The 20,587-nt window shown below is 55.3% G+C and carries 17 protein-coding genes; 3 read left to right on the top strand and 14 right to left on the bottom strand.

Translation table 11 applies throughout. The features are described 5' to 3' along the window. Positions 1–91 precede the first annotated feature (91 nt). The 5 genes from amtB to M8014_RS02230 form a co-directional block, all read right to left on the bottom strand. Complete coding sequence (gene amtB / locus M8014_RS02250; RefSeq protein WP_271280939.1) at positions 92–1,378, bottom strand: ammonium transporter AmtB; 1,287 nt, start codon at positions 1,376–1,378, stop codon at positions 92–94. 33 nt (positions 1,379–1,411) lie between these two features. Beyond that, positions 1,412–1,750, bottom strand: coding sequence for a P-II family nitrogen regulator (glnK, locus tag M8014_RS02245; protein WP_032616849.1), 339 nt, complete (start codon positions 1,748–1,750; stop codon positions 1,412–1,414). Positions 1,751–1,947: 197 nt separating this feature from the next. Then, positions 1,948–3,726: a SmdB family multidrug efflux ABC transporter permease/ATP-binding protein gene (locus tag M8014_RS02240; RefSeq protein WP_271280938.1), complete on the bottom strand. Its 1,779-nt coding sequence runs from the start codon at positions 3,724–3,726 to the stop codon at positions 1,948–1,950. Further along, positions 3,719–5,491: a SmdA family multidrug ABC transporter permease/ATP-binding protein gene (locus M8014_RS02235; RefSeq protein WP_271280937.1), complete on the bottom strand. Its 1,773-nt coding sequence runs from the start codon at positions 5,489–5,491 to the stop codon at positions 3,719–3,721. The genes M8014_RS02240 and M8014_RS02235 overlap by 8 nt, the downstream gene beginning before the upstream one ends. A 32-nt stretch (positions 5,492–5,523) precedes the next feature. Then, the gene (locus tag M8014_RS02230; RefSeq protein ID WP_271280936.1) at positions 5,524–5,982 is read right to left on the bottom strand and encodes an Lrp/AsnC family transcriptional regulator; all 459 of its coding nucleotides are present in this window, start codon (positions 5,980–5,982) and stop codon (positions 5,524–5,526) included. A 115-nt stretch (positions 5,983–6,097) separates the two neighbouring features. Between M8014_RS02230 and M8014_RS02225 the strand changes: the two genes are divergently transcribed. After that, entirely contained in the window at positions 6,098–7,144 is a 1,047-nt protein-coding gene (locus M8014_RS02225) for a PLP-dependent cysteine synthase family protein (RefSeq protein ID WP_271280935.1), read from the top strand. Positions 7,145–7,184: 40 nt separating this feature from the next. Here M8014_RS02225 and cof read toward each other — a convergent pair whose 3' ends face one another. After that, a complete protein-coding gene (gene cof / locus M8014_RS02220) occupies positions 7,185–8,003 on the bottom strand; it encodes an HMP-PP phosphatase (RefSeq protein ID WP_271280934.1) in 819 nt (272 codons plus the stop codon). 103 nt (positions 8,004–8,106) lie between these two features. Between cof and M8014_RS02215 the strand changes: the two genes are divergently transcribed. Together M8014_RS02215 and queC are read left to right on the top strand one after the other, a co-directional pair. Continuing rightward, a complete protein-coding gene (locus tag M8014_RS02215) occupies positions 8,107–9,807 on the top strand; it encodes an SgrR family transcriptional regulator (protein ID WP_271280933.1) in 1,701 nt (566 codons plus the stop codon). Between the two features lie 66 nt (positions 9,808–9,873). Beyond that, positions 9,874–10,569, top strand: a complete 696-nt coding sequence (gene queC, locus M8014_RS02210) for a 7-cyano-7-deazaguanine synthase QueC (protein WP_271280932.1) — start codon at positions 9,874–9,876, stop codon at positions 10,567–10,569. 49 nt (positions 10,570–10,618) lie between these two features. Here the strand turns inward: queC and M8014_RS02205 are convergent, their stop codons facing one another. The 8 genes from M8014_RS02205 to tig form a co-directional block, all read right to left on the bottom strand. Then, positions 10,619–11,017, bottom strand: coding sequence for a YbgC/FadM family acyl-CoA thioesterase (locus tag M8014_RS02205; protein WP_271280931.1), 399 nt, complete (start codon positions 11,015–11,017; stop codon positions 10,619–10,621). Between the two features lie 96 nt (positions 11,018–11,113). Then, positions 11,114–11,494: a helix-hairpin-helix domain-containing protein gene (locus M8014_RS02200; protein ID WP_271280930.1), complete on the bottom strand. Its 381-nt coding sequence runs from the start codon at positions 11,492–11,494 to the stop codon at positions 11,114–11,116. 148 nt (positions 11,495–11,642) lie between these two features. Continuing rightward, positions 11,643–13,517, bottom strand: a complete 1,875-nt coding sequence (ppiD, locus tag M8014_RS02195; protein ID WP_271280929.1) for a peptidylprolyl isomerase — start codon at positions 13,515–13,517, stop codon at positions 11,643–11,645. A 212-nt stretch (positions 13,518–13,729) separates the two neighbouring features. Further along, positions 13,730–14,002 carry a nucleoid-associated protein HU-beta gene (hupB, locus tag M8014_RS02190; protein ID WP_002444653.1) on the bottom strand — a complete coding sequence of 91 codons (273 nt, stop codon included), beginning with the start codon at positions 14,000–14,002 and terminating at the stop codon, positions 13,730–13,732. 209 nt (positions 14,003–14,211) lie between these two features. Next, entirely contained in the window at positions 14,212–16,566 is a 2,355-nt protein-coding gene (lon, locus tag M8014_RS02185) for an endopeptidase La (protein WP_271280928.1), read from the bottom strand. A 185-nt stretch (positions 16,567–16,751) separates the two neighbouring features. After that, entirely contained in the window at positions 16,752–18,026 is a 1,275-nt protein-coding gene (clpX, locus tag M8014_RS02180) for an ATP-dependent protease ATP-binding subunit ClpX (protein WP_271267730.1), read from the bottom strand. Between the two features lie 127 nt (positions 18,027–18,153). Next, positions 18,154–18,777: an ATP-dependent Clp endopeptidase proteolytic subunit ClpP gene (gene clpP, locus M8014_RS02175; RefSeq protein ID WP_271280927.1), complete on the bottom strand. Its 624-nt coding sequence runs from the start codon at positions 18,775–18,777 to the stop codon at positions 18,154–18,156. A 259-nt stretch (positions 18,778–19,036) separates the two neighbouring features. Continuing rightward, a complete protein-coding gene (tig, locus tag M8014_RS02170; RefSeq protein ID WP_271280926.1) occupies positions 19,037–20,335 on the bottom strand; it encodes a trigger factor in 1,299 nt (432 codons plus the stop codon). Positions 20,336–20,587: the final 252 nt, after the last annotated feature.

The raw sequence follows: 20,587 nt of genomic DNA, 5'->3' as shown, positions 1-20,587 counted from the left end.
ATGCGATCTGATGCCCTCACCCCGGTCCTCTCCCACAGGGAGAGGGTGCAAAGAAGAAAACGGCAACCTTCAGGTTGCCGTTTGCTTTTACTTAAGCGTTGTACGCGTTCTCGCCGTGGCTGTTGACGTCCAGACCTTCGCGTTCCTGCTCTTCCGGAACACGCAGACCCACCGTCATGTCCGCCAGTTTGTAGCCGATAAAGGCGACCACACCCGACCAGACTACCGTGATAGCGATACTTTCCAGCTGGACCAGAACCTGATGACCCATGCTGACACCTTCTGCGTAACCCACACCGCCCAGCGACGTTGAGGCGAAGATACCGGTCATGATGCAGCCGATGATGCCGCATACGCCGTGCACACCAAACACATCACAAGGGTCATCAACGCGCAGTACACGTTTCAGTGCGGTTACGCCCCACAGACCCGCCAGACCCGCCACCAGACCGATGATCAACGCCCCGCCGACACCCACAAAGCCACAGGCTGGGGTGATACCGACCAGACCGGCAATCGCACCAGAACAGGCACCCAGCAGGGAAGGTTTACCGCGCACGGTCCACTCACCGAAGATCCACGCGAGGATTGCACCTGCGGTCGCCACGACGGTGTTCACGAATGCCAGCGCAGCGATTTCGTTAGCGGCACTTGCGGAACCGGCGTTAAAGCCAAACCAGCCGAAGTAGAGGATCGCGGTACCGGTAAAGACCATCGGCAGGTTGTGCGGTTTGAAGGCTTCTTTGCCAAAACCGACGCGTTTGCCAATCAGGTAAGCACCCACCAGGCCCGCCACCGCGGCGTTGATGTGAACAACGGTACCGCCTGCAAAGTCCAGCGCGCCGTGTGCGGCCAGCAGACCACCCCCCCAGACCATATGCGCCACCGGCACATAGGAGAGCGTCATCCATACCACTACGAAGATCAGCACCGCAGAGAAACGAATACGTTCCGCCAACGCGCCGACAATCAGCCCGACGGTGATACAGGCGAAGGAGCCCTGGAACGCCACGTGAATGTACTGATAGAAGCTACCCATCACGGCGGTCAGTTCGATATTTTTCAGCATTGCCCAGTTAAAGCTGCCGAAGAAGGCATTGCCTTCGCCGAAGGCCAGCGAGTAACCGTAGACCACCCACAGCACGCAGACCAGCGCAAAGGTCACGGTCACCTGGGTGAGCATGGAGAGGACGTTTTTGCCGCGGATCAGGCCGCCGTAAAACAGCGCAATCCCCGGAATAGTCATAAACAGCACCAGCGCGGTGCAAATCATCATAAAGGCGTTGTCGGCTTTGTCGGCCACCGCAGGGGCAGCCATTGCCAGTCCTGGCAGCAGTGCCAGAGACCCCAGACCTGCTTTAAGTGTTGTTGTGTTCATCTTTTTGATCCCTATCACTGTGTGCCAGGTGTTTTACAGTGCCGCTTCGTCGGCTTCACCCGTACGAATGCGAATAACGCGTTGCAGCTCAGCAACGAAAATTTTGCCGTCGCCAATTTTGCCGGTGTAGGCTGCTTTACTAATCACGTCGATAACTTCATCCAGCTGATCGTCGGCAATCGCCACGTCAATCTTCACTTTTGGCAGGAAGTTGACGCTGTATTCGGCGCCGCGATACAGCTCCGCATGCCCCTTCTGTCGACCAAAGCCTTTCACTTCGGTGACGGTCAGACCCTGAATACCCATGGAAGACAGCGCTTCACGCACGTCTTCAAGTTTGAATGGTTTGATTACCACGGTAACCAGCTTCATATATCCCCTCCAGTCAGAATTCGGTATTGGCTTGCGAACAGATCAGGTATTGCAAGCGGTGTGCCAAAAGTGAAAAGAGCGGGAATACGAGGCGTCGCGAATAACTGGCGAAAAAAAACGCACCATGACAGTGCATGATGCGTTTCATTTTTGCACCAACCGTTTCAGCGGCCGGTAAGTTGCCTGTTTTTAGTGCATCAGGCGCTGAGCGACTCCTCCCGCACACTGGCGGCCAGCTCTTCACCTGCCAACTGCAGCTGATACATCTGCCAGTAACGGCCTTTCGCCTCAAGCAGTTGCTTGTGGGTGCCGCGCTCAACCGCTTGTCCGCGATGAAGCACCAGAATGGTATCCGCCTCTACAATTGTAGACAGGCGATGGGCTATGACGACCAGCGTGGTGTGCTCGCGCACCGCCGCCAGCGCCTGCTGGATGGCTTGTTCGGTACCGGAGTCGATGCTGGCCGTTGCTTCGTCGAGGATAAGCACCTGCGGGGTGTCAATCAGGACGCGAGCCAGCGCCAGAAGCTGCTTTTGCCCGACCGACAAATTATTACCCTGCTCGCCCAGTCGGGTGTGAATGCCGTCGTGCAGGCCGCGTGCCAGCGCCGCCAACTGGACTTTTTCCAGCACTTCCCACACCTGCTCCTCCGTAAACGGGCGGCCCAGGGTGATGTTGGCAAAGAAAGTATCGGCCAGCACCACCGGATCCTGCTGCACCATCGCCACCCCTTTACGCAGCGTGGCGTGACTCAGGGTCTCCAGCGGGCGACCGTCCAGACGAATTTCGCCTTCGGTCAGCGGGTAGTAGCCCATCAGCAGGCTCGCGAGGGTGCTCTTCCCGCTGCCGGTATGCCCGACCAGTGCGACAAAACTGCGCGACGGCACCGTCAGGTTGATATCCTGCAGCACCAGCCGATCCTCGCGATAGGCAAAGGAGACATTCTCAAACTCGATAGTGCCGCTTTGCAGGTCGCGATTGTCATTCCCGTAGGCCTGACGCGGTCGGTCCATCAGCTCAAAGACGCGCTCACCGGCGACCACTGCCTGCTGCAACATCGACTGCTGGGTGGTCAGCTCGATCAGCGGTTCATTAAGCCGCCCCAGATAGCTAATAAAGGCATACAGTACGCCAACCTCAATGGTCCCGCCTGCGGCGAAGCCAAACTGCATCAGCAAGCCGCACAGCACCAGTGCAGAGAACAGGCTTAACAGCGGGCGCAGCAAAAAACCGTCCAGCCTCAGCGTCTGCATGCGGGCCATATAGTGCGACCGGCTGGCCTCACCCATTCGCTCGCCAAATCGCGCCTGCTGACGGAACTGCTGAATGACGCTCATACCGTTGATGACTTCGTTAAAGCCATCGTTGATATCCGCCAGATAGGCGCGCATACGCCGCACAATCGGAGTGCTGTAACGCTGATAGATGATCATCACGATCATTACCGCCGGGAAGATCGCCATCGCCACCAGCGCCATTCGCCACTCGAGACTGAACATCGCCACCAGCATGGCCCCCACCAGCGCCGCACTGCGCAGCACCGTCGCCACCACCGTGACGTACAGATCGCGGATCACTTCCGTATCGTTGGTGACGCGGGAGATAATTTGCCCGACCGGCTGAGTGTCAAATTCACTCAGCGGCTGGCGAAGCGCAGCATCCATCACGTCGGTTCGCAGCTGTTGCACCACCCCGACGGCGGCCTGGTTAAACAGCAGCGACTGGACGTAATGCAGCCCGGCCGCCAGCAGCTGCAAGCCGATATAAGCGACCGCCAGCCCGACGACAAGCCCCAGCGGCAGATAGCTTTTGGCCACCATATTGTCGATAAAGTAGCTGATCAGCAGCGGCCCGCTCACTTCGGCAATCGCGGCGACCCACAGCAGCACCACCGCCAGCGACAGCGGTTTGCGCCACGGTGAACCGTAGGCCAGCAGGCGCTTAAGGGTTGGCCACAGCTGGGAAAAACTACGCATCGGCGGCCTCCTCATTGATTTCTGGCGCGTCATCGAGGGCCGCTTCCAGTTGCTGATAGCGATACATATCGCGATACCATCCCGGCTGTTCAGCCAGCTGTTCATGCTCGCCGCGCTGGGCGATGTGCCCGTGCTGCATCACCAGAATTTCATTGGCTTCGGTCAGGGCCGACAGCCGATGCGCGCTGATGATCACCGTGCGCCCTTCTCCCCACTGGCGCAAATTGTGCAGGATCTGGTGTTCGGTACGTCCGTCCACAGCAGAGAGCGCATCATCCAGCAGCAGGATTTCGGCATTCAGCAGCAGCGCGCGGGCGATGGAAATACGCTGTTTCTGCCCGCCGGAGAGCATCACGCCCCGCTCCCCGACCTCGGTTTCATAACCCTGCGGCAGGCGCAGGATGTCTTCATGCACGCTGGCGAGGCGGGCCACGTGCTCGATCTCTTCCCGGGTCGCCTGCGGGCAACCCAGCGCAATGTTGTTGCCGACGGTATCCGAGAACAGGAATGGCGTCTGGCTGACCACCGCCAGACGGCTGCGCCAGCTGTCTAGCTGCAGCTGCGTGAGCGGGATATCGTGGAAGCGGATCTCGCCCTGGTCGATATCAAAGTGGCGCTGGATAAGCGACAGCACGGTGCTTTTCCCCGCGCCCGTCGGGCCGCAGATGCCCAGCATTTGCCCCGGCTGCAGCGTAAAGTGCACGTTTTCGAGCGTAGGTTGTTCGCTGTGCGGATAGGCGAACGCGCGAATAGCCACGTTCAGCTCGCCGCGCCCTTCCGGCACCGTTTTGCTGCCGTCATTCACCACCGGTGCTTCGGCAAGCATGGCGCGTATGCGGCTGTAGGCGGCGCTCCCGCGCTCAACAATATTAAACATCCAGGCCAGAGCCAGCATCGGCCAGATCATCAGCCCCAGATACATGGCAAAGCTGGTCAGCTGCCCGAGCGTCAGGGAGCCGTTAATCACCATCCAGCTGCCACCGCCAATCGCCAGCAGGTTGGCGGTGCCGATGGCGATATAAATAGTGGGATCAAAGCGGGCATCGATGCGGGCCACGCGCAGGTTTTTGGCACCGGTATCAGCAGCATCGGCGGCAAACAGCGCCGACTGACGATCTTCCAGGCCAAAAGCTTTGATCATCCGGATGCTGGTCAGGCTTTCCTGGGTTCGATCGTTCAGGGATGAAAACGCCGCCTGCGCCAGCTTGAAGCGCTGATGCAATTGATCGCCATAGCGTTTGATCGCCAGCGCCATCAGCGGCATCGGCAGCAGGGCCAGCAGCGTCAGCTGCCAGCTGATTTGGGTGGACATCACGATCAGCACCGCACAGCCCATCACCAGCGAATCCACCAGCGTCAGCACCCCTTCCCCGGCGGCAAACACCACCCGGTCAACGTCATTGGTGGCACGGGCTATCAGATCGCCGGTGCGGTGGCGCAGATAAAATTCCGGGTGCTGGCGGCTGAGCTGACGATAAAAATCTTCCCGCAGTTCTACCGCAAGCTGATAGGAGGCACCAAACAGTAGCACACGCCAGACGTAGCGCAGCAGATAGACGACGATGGCGGTCAGCACCAGCGTGCCAATCCACATCATCACCCGTGCGGTGGTGTAATGCTGTTCGGTCACGCCATCCACGACGTAGCCCACCACTTTTGGCGGGATGAGCTGCAAAATGGCAATGATAATAAGCAGGGCCACTGCGCCGAGGTAGCGTTGCCACTCCCGGCGAAAGTACCAGCTTAACTGAGCAAATAATCGCACGCGGTCTATTCCTGAGGATTGTAATCCGGCAGTTATTCAATGGGTAAGGCGGTGGTGTATTTTATCTGTTCCATCGCGAAGCTGGAGGTGACATTCGACAGACCGGGCACGCTGTTCACCAGCCGTTTATAGAAGTCATCATAGCGTTTCATGTCCGCCACCTGAACGCGCATCAGGTAGTCGTATTCGCCCGCCATGCGCCAGAAGCCCAGCACTTCCGGCATATCGGATACCACGGTAACGAACCGGCAGTACCAGTCACTGCTGTGATGCTGCGTTTTTATCAGAACAAACGCAGTCAATCCAAGCCCCAGTTTTTCGGGATCCAGCAGGGCCACGCGCGCCAGCAGGATGCCTTCATCTTCAAGGCGCTTTAAGCGTTTCCAGCAGGGTGTGGTAGTCAGATTAACGGCATCCGCCAGCGCCTGCAAAGAGAGGGTGCAGTCACTTTGCAGCAAGGACAGCAGCTTACGGTCAATTTTATCTAGCATACCCACCCCGTAGAGAAAATTTTTCTCCTGACATTGTATTTTAAAGGTCAGATAGCAACAATTTTTTCTGTGTTTTTCGCTATGCTGGGCACAAAATGACAAACGGAACACTGCAATGAAGAGTACCTGGGTTAAACACGCCATCAGTGAAATTAATGCCGATTATCAGCGCTCGGCCGATACGCACCTCATTCGCCTTGCTCTGCCGGGGTTTGCGGGTATTCAGCTCTATCTGAAAGACGAAAGCACTCACCCTACCGGCAGCCTTAAACACCGTCTGGCGCGTTCGCTGTTCCTGTACGGGCTATGTAACGGCTGGATCAATGAAGGCACCACCATTATTGAATCGTCATCCGGTTCAACCGCCGTCTCTGAGGCCTATTTCGCGCGTCTGCTGGGCCTGCCCTTTATTGCCGTGATGCCGTCCTGTACCGCTAAACGTAAGATCGAACAGATTGAATTCTACGGCGGCCGCTGCCACTTCGTAGAGAGCGCCTGCGAAATCTATGCCGCCTCAGAGATGCTGGCCCGCGAGCTGAATGGCCACTATATGGACCAGTTCACCTTCGCCGAACGCGCGACGGACTGGCGCGGCAATAACAATATTGCCGACAGTATCTTCCGTCAGATGCAGAGCGAACCTCACCCGGTGCCCGCCCATATCGTAATGAGCGCCGGTACGGGCGGGACTTCAGCCACCATTGGCCGCTATATTCGTTGTCAGGGCTACGATACGCGCCTGATGGTAGTGGATCCGCAAAACTCGGTATTCCTGGATTACTGGCAGCAGCGCGATCTCTCCCTGCGCAGCCCGGTGGGCAGCAAAATTGAAGGGATTGGCCGCCCGCGCGTCGAGCCGTCGTTTATTCCCGATGTGGTCGACGAGATGCTGCGGGTGCCGGATGCCGCCAGCGTCGCCACCGCCCACTGGCTGGAAACGCAGCTGGGCCGTAAAGTCGGCGCCTCTACCGGCACCAACATGTGGGGCGCGTTACAACTGGCCGCGCGGATGCGCGAGGCGGGGCAAACTGGCTCCATCGTCACCCTGTTGTGCGACAGCGGTGAGCGCTATCTGGATACCTATTACAACGCAGAGTGGGTAAAGGCTAACATTGGCGATGTGACGCCGTGGTCGGCAGAAATTGCCCGACTGCTAAAATAAAAAAAGCCAGACATTCGTCTGGCTTGCTGGAAGGGTCTCACTATTCGGGGGAATAAGGAAGATCGGGTGTGTCCAGCCAATGAGTTAGAAAATGGGACACTGCTTCATTACGGCAGTGTCCAATAACCGGCAAATGCGAGAGTTCAGCCATCAGCTGCGGCATCGCATTGCCCATAATCAAGCCGCGGCCGACGCTGCCCAGCATCTCCCGGTCATTCATGGCATCACCAAACGCCATGCACTCCTGCATACTGAAGCCGAGATGGTCGCTCAGCACCGCCAGGGCGGAACCTTTGTTGCATCCCACCGGCAGCACTTCCAGGCAATCCAGCGCGGAGAAGGTCAGGTGTGCGCGGCTGCCCAACGCCTCGTTGAGCTGAATGTGCAGACGGCACAGATCGTCGTGATCGCTGCAAAAACAGATTTTGGTCACCGCGTGGGCCGGGATCCGGCGCAGGTCGGTCAATTGATACTGGAAGCCGCTGTAAACATGCGCCTCGAGCAGGGCCGGAATTTCCTGGCCGGTCAGCCAGCCGGTATCGTTAAAAACGTGGATGCTGGCCTGAGTGTCCCAGCTGGTATGCAAGACCTGTTCGGCAACGTCCGGCGCCAGATCCTGGCGATAGAGTACGTCCCCTTCCAGCGAGTGAATGCGCGTCCCGTTGCCGGTGATCAAGAACGCGTCGAGCGATAGCGCGCCCATCAAATGGCGCATTTCCAGCACATGTCGTCCGGTGGCGAAGGTGAGCGTGATGTCGCGCTCGTGCAGCCGTTTCAGCGTACTCAGGGTTTTGTCGCCTAAACGGTGGTCCGGCATTAATAAGGTGCCGTCCATATCAAATGCAGCCAACCGCGCCATAGTGCTCCCGAAAATGTGAAGGGTTTTAACTTGTGCATCAGTATTGCGTGATATATACGGAAGTAATACTGAATAGTTGAACATTATTGTTCCGGGTTTTTATATGCGACTGCTTAATCGACTCAATCAGTACCAACGACTGTGGCAACCCTCAGCAGGTGGGCCGCAACAGGTGACCGTGGCCGAACTGGCCAGCCGCTGCTTTTGCAGTGAACGTCATGTGCGCACACTTTTGCGTCAGGCGCAGGATGCAGGCTGGCTAAGTTGGCACGCGCAGTCCGGACGCGGAAAGCGCGGCGACCTGCGCTTTCACGTGACGCCGGAGTCGTTACGCAATGCAATGATGGAAGAGGCGCTAAAAAGCGGTCAGCAGCATAATGCGCTGGAGCTGGCCCAGCTTGCCCCCCAGGCGCTGCGCGCGTTGCTGCACCCTTTTCTGGGCGGACAGTGGCAGAACAACACCCCTACGCTGCGTATTCCCTACTATCGCCCGCTCGACCCGCTGCATCCGGGCTTTTTACCGGGGCGCGCAGAACAGCATCTGGTGGGAGAAATTTTTTCCGGGCTGACGCGCTTTAACGACACCTACAGCGAACCCACTGGCGATCTGGCCCATCACTGGGAGATTTCTGCTGACGGGTTACGCTGGCATTTTTACATCCGCTCCACGCTGCACTGGCATACGGGCGACAAGATCGAGACGGGCCAACTGCAGAAACGGCTGATGATGCTGCTGACCCTGCCCGCGCTGCGCAAACTGTTTAACAGCGTAAAGCAGATCGAGCTGACGCATCCTCAGTGCCTGACGTTTGTGCTGCATCAGCCGGACTACTGGCTGGCGCACCGTCTGGCAAGCTATTGCAGTCGCCTGGCGCACCCGGAACAGCCGCTGACGGGCAGCGGACCGTTTCGGCTGACCCTGTTCGACCCGGATCTGGTCCGGCTGGAAAGCCACGAGCAGTACCATCTGGGGCATCCGCTGCTGAAAGCGATCGAATTCTGGATCACCCCCCAGTTGTTTGACCAGGATTTAGGCACCAGCTGCCGTCATCCGGTACAAATTGCCATTGGCGAGCCGGAAGAACTCGCCAGTTTACGGCTGGTCAGTAACAGTATCAGCCTTGGCTTTTGTTACCTCACGCTGAAACAGAGCGGACGGCTCAGCGAAATGCAGGCCCGCAGGCTGGTGGAGATCATTCATCAGTCGTCGCTGCTGCATACGCTGCCGCTGGACGAAAACCTGATCACCCCAACGCAGGAACTGCTGCCGGGATGGACCATTCCCCAATGGCCGCAGGCACAGTGTATCCCCCTGCCCGAGACGCTGACCCTGGCATATCACCTGCCGGTGGAGTTACATACCATGGCTGAACAGCTCAAGCGCTATCTGGCGCAGGAAGGATGTCAGCTGACGGTGATTTTTCATGATGCCAAAAACTGGGATGGCTGCACGTCGCTTGCTGATGCCGATATCATGATGGGCGATCGGTTAATTGGCGAAGCGCCGGAATATACCCTTGAACAGTGGTTACGCTGCGATGCGCTGTGGCCGCATCTGCTCAGCGCACCGCAGTTTGCCCATCTGATGGCAACCCTGGATGCCGTTCAGTCCCGACCCGATGCCGAAGAACGCCATCAGGGATTAAAAGCAGTCTTCGCCCGACTGATGGAGAGCGCGGTGCTGACGCCGCTGTTTAACTATCAGTACCAAATCAGCGCCCCGCCGGGGGTGAATGGCATCCGGCTCAACCCGCGCGGCTGGTTTAACTTTACCGAAGCCTGGCTACCGGCCCCGAAAGCGTGAAGAAGCTGGTCGCCGTCACGGGCAGACGTTACCATGCGTCTTTACTCGTCAAAGTTGGAAAGAATAATGAAACGTGCCGTTGTTGTGTTCAGTGGGGGGCAAGATTCCACCACCTGTCTGGTTCAGGCTTTACATCAGTATGATGAAGTCCATTGTGTGACGTTTGACTATGGCCAGCGCCATAGCGAAGAGATCAAGGTTGCACAGAAACTGGCGGTCCAACTCGGCGCGCGGGCGCATAAGGTTCTGGATGTCACTCTGTTAAACGAACTGGCGGTGAGCAGCCTGACGCGCGATAGCATCCCGGTGCCGGACTATGAGCCGAATGCAGATGGCATTCCTAATACCTTCGTGCCGGGACGTAACATCCTCTTCCTGACGCTGACCGCCATCTATGCGTATCAGGTCCAGGCCGAAGCGGTGATCACCGGCGTGTGCGAAACCGATTTCTCCGGCTACCCGGACTGCCGGGATGAGTTTGTGAAGGCTCTCAACCACGCGGTGAACCTCGGAATGGCGAAAGATATTCGCTTTGAAACGCCGCTGATGTGGCTCGACAAGGCCGAAACCTGGGCACTGGCGGACTACTGGGGCAAGCTGGAACTGGTGCGTAGCGAAACGCTGACCTGCTATAACGGTATTCAGGGCGATGGCTGCGGTCAGTGCGCCGCCTGTAACCTGCGGGCCAACGGCCTGAATCAGTACCTGGCGGATAAGCCGTCGGTGATGTCGGCCCTGAAAAACAAAACCGGTCTTAAGTAACCGTCATGTTGCCGGGTGAAAAGCTTTTTCGCCCGGCCCTCGCAGTGGGTTATTTAATTAGCTGCTCCAGTTTTTCACGCAACTCCCCTTCCAGCGGCAGCGCTTTTTGCGTGCGCAGATCGATACAGACAAAGGTAATTAACGCGTCCGCCACCACCTGCCCTTCGGGCTCTAGCGTAATGACCTGACTTAGCACACCGCTTTTGCCGTTTAACTGCTGAAGCTGACTGGTCACGGTCAACACATCGCTGAGCACGGCTGGACGGCGATAGTTAATATTGATATTCGCCACGACAAACGCGATGCGCTGCGCCGTCATCCATTGAAAACTGTCGCTGTTTTCCAGCCCATCCCAACGCGCCTCTTCAAGAAACTCGAGATAACGGGCGTTATTAACATGCTGATAAACGTCAAGATGAAAGCCGCGAACTTTGATTTGGGTCTGCATAGCACAATAACCTTCAGGGTTGTTATTTATAAGATTCAGAGGCCATAACTGGTATGACCTCTTTATCCTGGCAAATTTTTGCCACTGTGCAAGTTATTACAGCATCAGATGCGCGAGATTCCGCTCCACCAGCGACCCGCCAATGCCGGGAACCTGCGTCAGGTCGTCGAGTGTTTTGAAGGGACCGTACTCTTCACGGTAGCTGACTATCGCCTGCGCTTTTTTCAGACCCACGCCGTTCATTACCCGCGCCAGATCTTCTGCCGACGCGGCGTTAATGCTTACCCGCTCCCCTGATGCCTCTGCAGTTTTGCCGCCTGTGGGGGCTTTCGCCTCCGGCGGCTTGGGTGTAGACGCCTCGACCTTACTTTGCGTGGTCTGCGTTTTACCCGCCTGAGTGGCCGCCAGCGTGCTGTGGCTCATTCCCACCGTGACGAGGGCAAGCGTCATAAAGAGGGCTTTGATTCCATGTTTCATGCTGTTATCTCCTTGTTTGTTGACAGCCACATCACAATAAGCGGGCCGCATTTGGAGAACAAACAGCAGATTGCAGAAATGGAAAAGGCCGCGAAAGCGGCCTTTTGTTATTGCAGTACGTTGCGAAAATCTGCGAGCAGTGACGTAATTACTGCTGTTGAGTAATGATATCGCCCAGCTTGATTTTGGCTTCTTTACGCAGGTTGCTCATCAGCGCTTCGAAAGCGATTTGGGCATTATTCTGCGTAATCCCCTTCACCATCGCGTTCTTCTGCTCTTCCGGCATGGTACCCGCTTTCACTTCGTCCAGTGCCAGAACCACCACGTTGCCCTGCATATCGTTAGCGATACCGAAGCTCGGTTTGTCTTTTGCCGGCTGGGTCAGGCCGAATGCGGCCTGGCTAATCGGATCCTGACCGGTGCGGCTCAGCGTTTTCGCGGCGCCGAAGCTCAGGCCCGCGGCTTTCAGCGCGTCGTCACCTTTACCGGCTTTCAATTCGGCCAGCAGCTTCTCAGCATCCAGCTTCGCCTGCTGAACAGCTTTGTTATGTTTCACCAGCGCGACGATCTGATCTTTCACAGTATCCAGCGGCTTGATCGCTTCCGGCTTGTGCTCACTCACGCGCAGCACAAAGGCACGATCGCCATCAACAGTGATGATGTCAGAGTTGCTGCCCGGGCTCCCGTTCTCGCCCACCAGGCTACCATTGAAGATAGCATCGGCAACCGGTTTGAAGTTCAGCTCTTCCGGCAGGCTGTCCTGACCGAACCAGCCGGTCTCAACAGCTTTTACGCCTGCAACCTGCTCAGCACCGGCCAGCGATTCGTTGTCATTGCTGGCCGCATCGCTCACCTTCTGCTGCAGCGCATAGAAGGTATCCAGTGCTTTTTCCTGCTTCACTTTCGCGGCGATTTCATCGCGCACGTCAGCCAGCGGCTTGGTTTTTGCCGGTTGAACGTCGTCCAGACGTGCGACCAGGAAGCCCACGGACGATTTGATCACCCCTGACAGCTGGCCTTTCTCTTTCAGGCCGGCGTTTTTCAGCTCTTCAGGCGTAGTAGCGTCTTCCAGCCAGCCCATGTCACCACCGTTTTTGGCAGAGATAATGTCGGTGGATTTCTCTTTCGCGACCGTTGCGAAATCAGCGCCCTTGTTCAGCTCGTCGAGAGCAGCTTGCGCATCAGCTTCGGTTTTAGCCTGAATCACGCTGAAACGGTTACGCTGTGGCTGAGTGAACTGATCCTGATGCTGATCGTAGTAAGACTGGATATCCGCATCCGATACGTCGCCCTGCATTGCTGCCACATCGAGCTTGATGTAGCTCACGCGGAACTGCTCAGGCGCCATAAAGTTACTTTTGTTCTGCTCGTAGTAGCTGTTCACTTCTTCGTCGCTCGCCTGCTGTTTTGCAGCCAGCGCGTTAACGTCGAAAGTGGCTTCACGCACGACGCGCTGCTGAGAAACCAGCGCCGCCAGTTCGTCAGTTTCGCCCTTGAGCATGAAATCGGTTCCCACAACGGCGTTAATCAGTTGCTGAGTCGTCAGCTGGTTACGCAGCGCCTGAGCGTACTGATCGGCCGACATCCCCATCTGGCTGATGATGGCGTTATAGCGGTTGTTGTCGAACTTGCCGTCCGTCTGGAAAGCCGCGGTGGAGAAAATTACCTTCTTCACCTGATCATCGCTGATCCCAAGACCAAGGTCTCTGGCGTACTGATCCATCAGCGCTTCGTCAATGAGACGATTTAGCGTCTGCTGACGCAGCGTTTTCATATAGCCTTCATTTGCCGCCAGTTCAGAGAACTGTTCGCCCAGTTGTTGCTGCATGCGGTTACGTTCACCGGCAAATGCATTCTCGAACTGCCCACGGCTGATTTCCTGGCCATTCACTTGTGCGGCGTAGTTTGCGCTACCGCCAATCAGGTAACCACTCACGCCGGTCAAAATGAACGACAGAATAATGATACCGAAAATAATCTTGAGCACGAGACTGTTAGCAGCCGTGCGTAAGCTGTCCATCATGGTGTAACCACACTCCGCTGTAGGTGACAGGTGACCTCACGCTAACGGCAAATCCCGACCGCTGCGCATAAAGGCGTATTGTGACAAGAAACCGGGGCAATTGTCAGCCCAGAACATGCAGAAACTCGCATAAATAGGCTCTGGACAAACAAAAAAGGCACATCAAATGATGCGCCCTTAGACTTTTTAACTTCCCTGATGCAAGAATGCGATCAGTTTACTGCGTCTTTCAGCGCTTTGCCCGCGCGGAAGCCCGGAACTTTAGCAGCAGCGATGGTGATCTCTTTGCCGGTCTGAGGGTTGCGGCCAGTACGGGCAGCACGCTCTTTAACAGCAAAAGTACCAAAACCAACCAGCGCTACGTCGTCCCCAGCCTGCAGAGATTCGGTAACAGAAGCAATTAAAGCATCTAACGCACGTCCAGCCGCAGCTTTGGAGATATCAGCACCCGCAGCAATTTTGTCAATCAGTTGAGATTTGTTCACTCTTCTCTTCCTCTCTTTATAATTTATATCGCGCCTGAATCCTTCACAACGCGACCGCGCAGCAGTTATATCAGGCCTGCCATGACCTTACAACACCCGTTGTTGAGGCTGGCCCAATCAGGGATCTAAATTAGCTATACAAAAAAAGGCTGGCAAGCACGAATTAGCCTACCAGCCTTATTTTTATTGACGCTCTTTGCGCGAGGTCACTATTTTGCGGTTACAACCTGCATTCCATAAGGCTCGTTCTGCAGCGCAAGCGCCAGAACTTCCTCAATGCGCTTCACCGGATGGATATCCAGATCGGCAATCACGTTGTCCGGGATCTCTTCCAGATCGCGCTTGTTTTCATGCGGGATCAGGACGGTTTTAATCCCACCGCGGTGAGCCGCGAGCAGTTTTTCTTTCAAACCACCAATCGGCAACACGAGGCCGCGCAGGGTGATTTCGCCGGTCATCGCCACATCGGCGCGAACCGGGTTGCCGGTCAGGCAGGAGACCAGCGCGGTACACATGGCGATACCGGCGCTTGGGCCGTCTTTCGGCGTTGCCCCTTCCGGTACGTGAACGTGGATATCGCGTTTCTCGTAAAAGTCCGCATTGATACCCAGTTTTTCCGCGCGCGCACGCACCACGGTCAGCGCAGCCTGAATGGACTCCTGCATCACTTCACCCAGCGAGCCGGTATACGTGAGTTTGCCTTTACCCGGTACGCAGGCGGTTTCAATGGTCAGCAGATCGCCGCCCACTTCCGTCCACGCCAGCCCCGTCACCTGACCGACGCGGTTTTCATTGTCCGCGCGACCATAGTCATAGCGCTGAACGCCGAGATATTCGTGCAGGTTGTCGCCGTTAATTTCAACGTGCTTCAGGGTCTTATCCAGCAGCAGCTTCTTCACCGCTTTACGGCACAGCTTGGAGATTTCGCGTTCCAGACTACGCACGCCCGCTTCACGAGTGTAGTAACGAATAATGCTGATAATCGCACTATCCTCTACCGTAATTTCGCTCTCTTTCAGCGCGTTACGCTCAATCTGCTTAGAAAGCAGGTGGCGCTTGGCGATGTTCAGCTTTTCGTCTTCGGTGTAGCCCGAAAGACGGATCACTTCCATACGATCCAGCAGTGGAGCAGGAATGTTCATGGAGTTAGAGGTCGCCACGAACATGACATCGCTAAGATCGTAGTCCACTTCCAGATAGTGATCGCTGAACGCCACGTTCTGTTCCGGATCCAGCACTTCAAGCAGGGCAGACGCCGGGTCGCCGCGCATATCGGACGACATTTTGTCGATCTCATCCAGCAGGAACAGTGGGTTTTTAACGCCTACTTTCGCCATTTTCTGGATCAGCTTGCCCGGCATAGAGCCGATATAGGTCCGGCGGTGACCGCGGATTTCGGCTTCGTCACGAACGCCACCCAGCGCCATACGGATGTATTTACGTCCGGTCGCTTTGGCAATGGACTGCCCCAGAGAGGTTTTACCCACCCCCGGCGGTCCTACCAGGCACAGGATCGGGCCCTTGAGCTTGTTTACACGGCTTTGAACCGCAAGGTACTCAAGGATGCGATCTTTAACACGTTCCAGACCGTAGTGGTCGGTATCGAGGATCTCCTGTGCCTGACGCAGATCTTTTTTGACCTTGCTACGGGCGTTCCACGGAACCTGTACCATCCACTCAATGTAGCCACGCACGACGGTCGCTTCGGCCGACATCGGAGACATCATTTTCAGCTTCTGCAGTTCTGCTTCGGCTTTCTCTTTTGCCTCTTTCGGCATTTTTGCCGCGTCGATCTTACGCTTCAGCGCTTCGTTTTCGTCCGGCGCATCGTCCATCTCGCCGAGCTCTTTCTGAATAGCCTTCATCTGCTCGTTCAGATAGTACTCGCGCTGAGATTTTTCCATCTGCTTCTTCACGCGGTTGCGAATGCGTTTCTCAACCTGCAGCAGATCGATTTCCGATTCCATCATCGCCATCAGATATTCCAGACGTTCGTTCACGTCGGACATCTCCAGCACGGACTGTTTGTCTGCCAGCTTGAGCGGCATGTGCGCAGCGATGGTGTCTGCCAGACGCGCAGGATCGTCGATGCTGTTCAGCGACGTCAGCACTTCTGGTGGGATTTTTTTGTTCAGCTTGATATAGCCTTCGAACTGGCTAATCGCGGTGCGAACCAGCACTTCTTGCTCACGCTCATCAAGCTGCGGCGATTCAAGGTATTCCGCTTTAGCCGCGAAGTGTTCGCCATCATCAGACAGCGTGGTAATACGCGCACGCTGCAGCCCCTCGACCAGCACCTTAACGGTGCCGTCAGGCAGCTTCAGCATTTGTAAAATAGAGGCCACGGTCCCGACGGTGAAAAGATCGTTTACACCCGGCTCATCCGTTGATGCTTCTTTCTGCGCAACCAGCATGATTTTTTTATCATGATCCATGGCGGCTTCAAGGCAACGGATAGATTTTTCCCGCCCTACGAATAAGGGTATGACCATGTGCGGATAAACCACCACATCGCGCAGCGGCAATACGGGGATTTCAATGCGTTCAGAACGCTCAGGATTCATAGAGCTCTCTCTTAGTTTAGTGTCCGCCAGGTAATCAGGTTGCGCGACTGTGCTTCATGCAACCACTAACATGTAATCCAGTATATGGGGATGATTCCCATACATTCAACGCCATGTTTACGGAAAAAGAAAAAGGGAGGATAAAATCCCCCCTTTTTGATTAACTGCTTGTATGAGTTGGTGAATTATTCGCCAGATGCCTGCTGGGCTTCCGGGGTACCGTAAATCAGCAGCGGCTTACTTTGCCCGGCGATCACGGATTCATCAATGACCACTTTTTCGACCTCTTCCATCGAAGGAAGATCGTACATGGTGTCGAGTAAAGCGGCTTCAACGATAGAGCGCAGGCCACGCGCACCGGTTTTACGCATCATCGCTTTTTTGGCGATGGCATTCAGCGCTTCGTCACGGAACTCCAGCTCAACGCCTTCCAGATTGAATAACGCCTGGTACTGTTTAGTCAGCGCGTTTTTCGGCTCTTTCAGGATCTGAATCAGCGCTTCTTCGCTCAGCTCGCTCAGCGTGGCAACAACCGGCAGACGACCAATGAACTCAGGGATCAAACCAAACTTGATCATATCTTCTGGTTCAACTTGGGTCAGCAGTTCACCCTCTTTCGCTTTTTCAGACTTCGCTTTCACCGTGGCACCAAAGCCAATACCTGAACCGGTTTCAACGCGGTTAGCAATGACTTTATCCAGACCCGCAAATGCACCACCACAGATAAACAGGATTTTGGACGTATCAACCTGCAGAAACTCTTGCTGAGGATGCTTACGACCGCCCTGAGGTGGAACTGCGGCGACGGTGCCTTCGATCAGCTTCAGCAGCGCCTGCTGCACGCCTTCACCGGATACATCACGGGTGATGGACGGGTTATCGGATTTACGCGAGATTTTGTCGATCTCATCGATATAAACGATCCCGCGCTGCGCTTTCTGTACGTCGTAATCGCATTTCTGCAGCAGCTTCTGGATGATGTTTTCCACATCTTCACCCACATAACCCGCTTCGGTCAGGGTGGTGGCATCCGCCATGGTGAACGGAACATCCAGCAAACGCGCCAGCGTTTCAGCTAACAGGGTTTTACCGGAACCGGTTGGGCCGATCAGCAAGATGTTGCTTTTGCCCAGCTCAACGCCGTTGCTGCTATCCCCGTTACGCAGACGTTTGTAGTGGTTGTACACCGCCACAGCCAGCACTTTTTTCGCCTGTTCCTGACCGATGACATAGTCATCAAGGTGATGACGGATCTCATGCGGGGTTGGCAAGGCGCTACGCTCGCGGTGCGGAGCAACTTCTTTAATTTCTTCGCGGATGATGTCGTTACATAAGTCGACACATTCGTCGCAGATATACACGGACGGCCCGGCAATCAGTTTGCGCACTTCATGCTGGCTTTTGCCGCAAAAAGAGCAATACAACAGTTTGCCCGAACCATCTTTGCGTTTATCTGTCATGAGTCAAAACCTCTTTTTAAGTTCTTTGTGCCGCACATGACGACGCAAATGCCAATCTGAGACGCGAGCTGCTGATAAGCAGCGTGCCGCCCTATCTTAGTATAGCGGCACACTCGCGTCGTGGGCATCATTTACGGTGGGTCAAAATGGAGTCGACTAAACCGTACTCAACTGCCTCTGGTGCGGACAGGAAGCGATCGCGCTCGGTATCGCGCTCGATCTGCTCAAGTGATTGACCCGTGTGGTGAGCCATAAGTTCATTCATGCGCCCTTTTACCTTCAGGATTTCACGGGCATGAATTTCAATATCTGTTGCCTGCCCCTGGTAACCTCCCAGCGGCTGGTGAATCATCACGCGCGAGTTTGGCAGGCAGAAACGCTTGCCTTTCGCCCCTGCGGTCAGCAGGAATGCGCCCATCGATGCCGCCTGGCCCATACAAATGGTGCTCACATCAGGCTTGATAAACTGCATGGTGTCGTAAATAGACATCCCGGCGGTGATCACGCCACCAGGGGAGTTAATGTACAGGTAAATATCTTTTTCCGGGTTTTCCGCTTCCAGAAACAGCATCTGCGCCACGATCAGGTTAGCCATGTGGTCTTCGACCTGGCCAGTCATAAAGATAACGCGCTCTTTAAGCAGACGGGAATAGATATCAAAAGAACGTTCACCGCGAGAGGTCTGTTCAATAACCATTGGCACCAGCGCCATATGGGGTGCAAAGTTATCTCGTTCGCCACTGTATGACATGTCCGTCTCCTGGATAAAAAATGAAAATACCTGCTGTACTGATTGTAACCTTGCGGACGGATTATCAGCCAGTCTCTTTAATACTGCTTCCCCACTAATGGGGGCGGCTCAGCCCTATTTCAAGCATAACAATCTTTTGTTGTAACGCTAACACTGAAAAGGCGTTTTAGCACTCTTCCTGGTTTATAACTGTGATAAAAAAAACCCGCCGCCGGGAGGCAACGGGTTTTTGTTCAAACTTTAAACAAGCCGGGCAGAATTATGCCTGCTGGTTCATCAGTTCGTTGAAAGACGTGGCTTTTTCAGACACTTTCGCTTTCGCCAGAACGGCTTCAACAGCCTGTTCTTCCAGTGCTACATTGCGCATGTTTTCCATCAGTTCTTTGTTGCTGCCATAAAACTCAACAACTTCTGACGGATCTTCATAGGCAGAGGCCATCTCTTCGATCAGACCTTTAACACGGGTTTCGTCAGCTTTCAGCTCGTGGGTACGAATCACTTCGCCCAGCAGCAGACCAACAACAACGCGGCGTTTAGCCTGCTCTTCGAACAGCTCACGTGGCAGTTCCAGAGCCTGTTTCTCATTGCCACCGAAACGCTGTGCAGCCTGGCGGCGCAGAACGTCGATTTCGTTGTCGATGAGTGCAGACGGGATATCGATTTCGTTAGCCTGAACCAGGCCTTCGATAGCCTGAGACTTAACGCGGTTACGCACGGCGCCTTTCAGCTCGCGTTCCATGTTTTTACGCACTTCTGCACGCAGACCTTCAACAGAACCATCTTCAACGCCGAAACGCTTGATGAAATCTGCAGTCAGTTCTGGCAGCTCGCGGTCTTCTACTTTCTTCAGGGTAATGGCGAATTTAGCCGCTTTACCTTTCAGGTTTTCAGCGTGGTATTCTTCCGGGAAGGTCACGTCGATAGTGAATTCTTCGCCTGCGCTGTGGCCTTTGATACCTTCTTCGAAGCCTGGGATCATACGACCCTGACCCATCGCCAGTACGAAGTCAGACGCTTTGCCGCCTTCGAACTCTTCACCGTCTACAGAGCCGTTGAAGTCGATGGTCACGCGGTCTTCTGCATCAGCAGCGCCGTCTTTGTCTTTCCAGGTCGCCTGCTGCTTACGCAGGGTGTCCAGCATACCGTCAACGTCAGCTTCGGTGACTTCAACAACCGGTTTTTCAACTTCGATCGCGTCCAGACCTTTCAGCTCAACTTCCGGGTACACTTCGAACTCTACAGAGTAGGTGAAGTCTTCGCCCAGTTTGTATTCGCCCGGAACATAGGTCGGGTTACCGGCTGGGTTGATTTTTTCTTTAATGATCGCATCAACGAAGTTGCGGCTCATCAGGTCGCCCAGCACGTCCTGGCGAACAGATGCGCCATAACGCTGAGCAACGACATTCATTGGTACTTTGCCCTTGCGGAAGCCGTCAATACGGACTTTCTTCGCTACGTTGACCAGCTCGCTTTTTACAGCGTTTTCGATGCTGTCAGCAGCGATAGTAATCGTTACACGGCGGCCAAGGCCTTGAGTGGTTTCAACTGAAACTTGCATCTTGTTACCTCAAAAAAATCACAGTGCTCGGTCAACTCTGAATTTGCCTCGCAATACCGGGATGCTCTCTTAGCAGATTCACATTCCCTGTCGCCAGAATCATCCCGAAGCATTCATTAAGACGCGGCATTATAGCGGCATCACTTAGGTGAGTCGAGAACGGTTGCCCCATGTTGCTGCGGCTTTTTTCACAATTTAAGGCTATTTTTGGCCTTAAAATCGCGCCACCGCCTCAAAACCCGGACAAAACAA

This window comes from Silvania hatchlandensis (assembly GCF_025564065.1).
In the GTDB taxonomy this organism is placed as follows: Bacteria; Pseudomonadota; Gammaproteobacteria; order Enterobacterales; family Enterobacteriaceae; genus Enterobacter; species Enterobacter hatchlandensis.
This window is presented reverse-complemented; position numbering and strand designations above follow the sequence as displayed.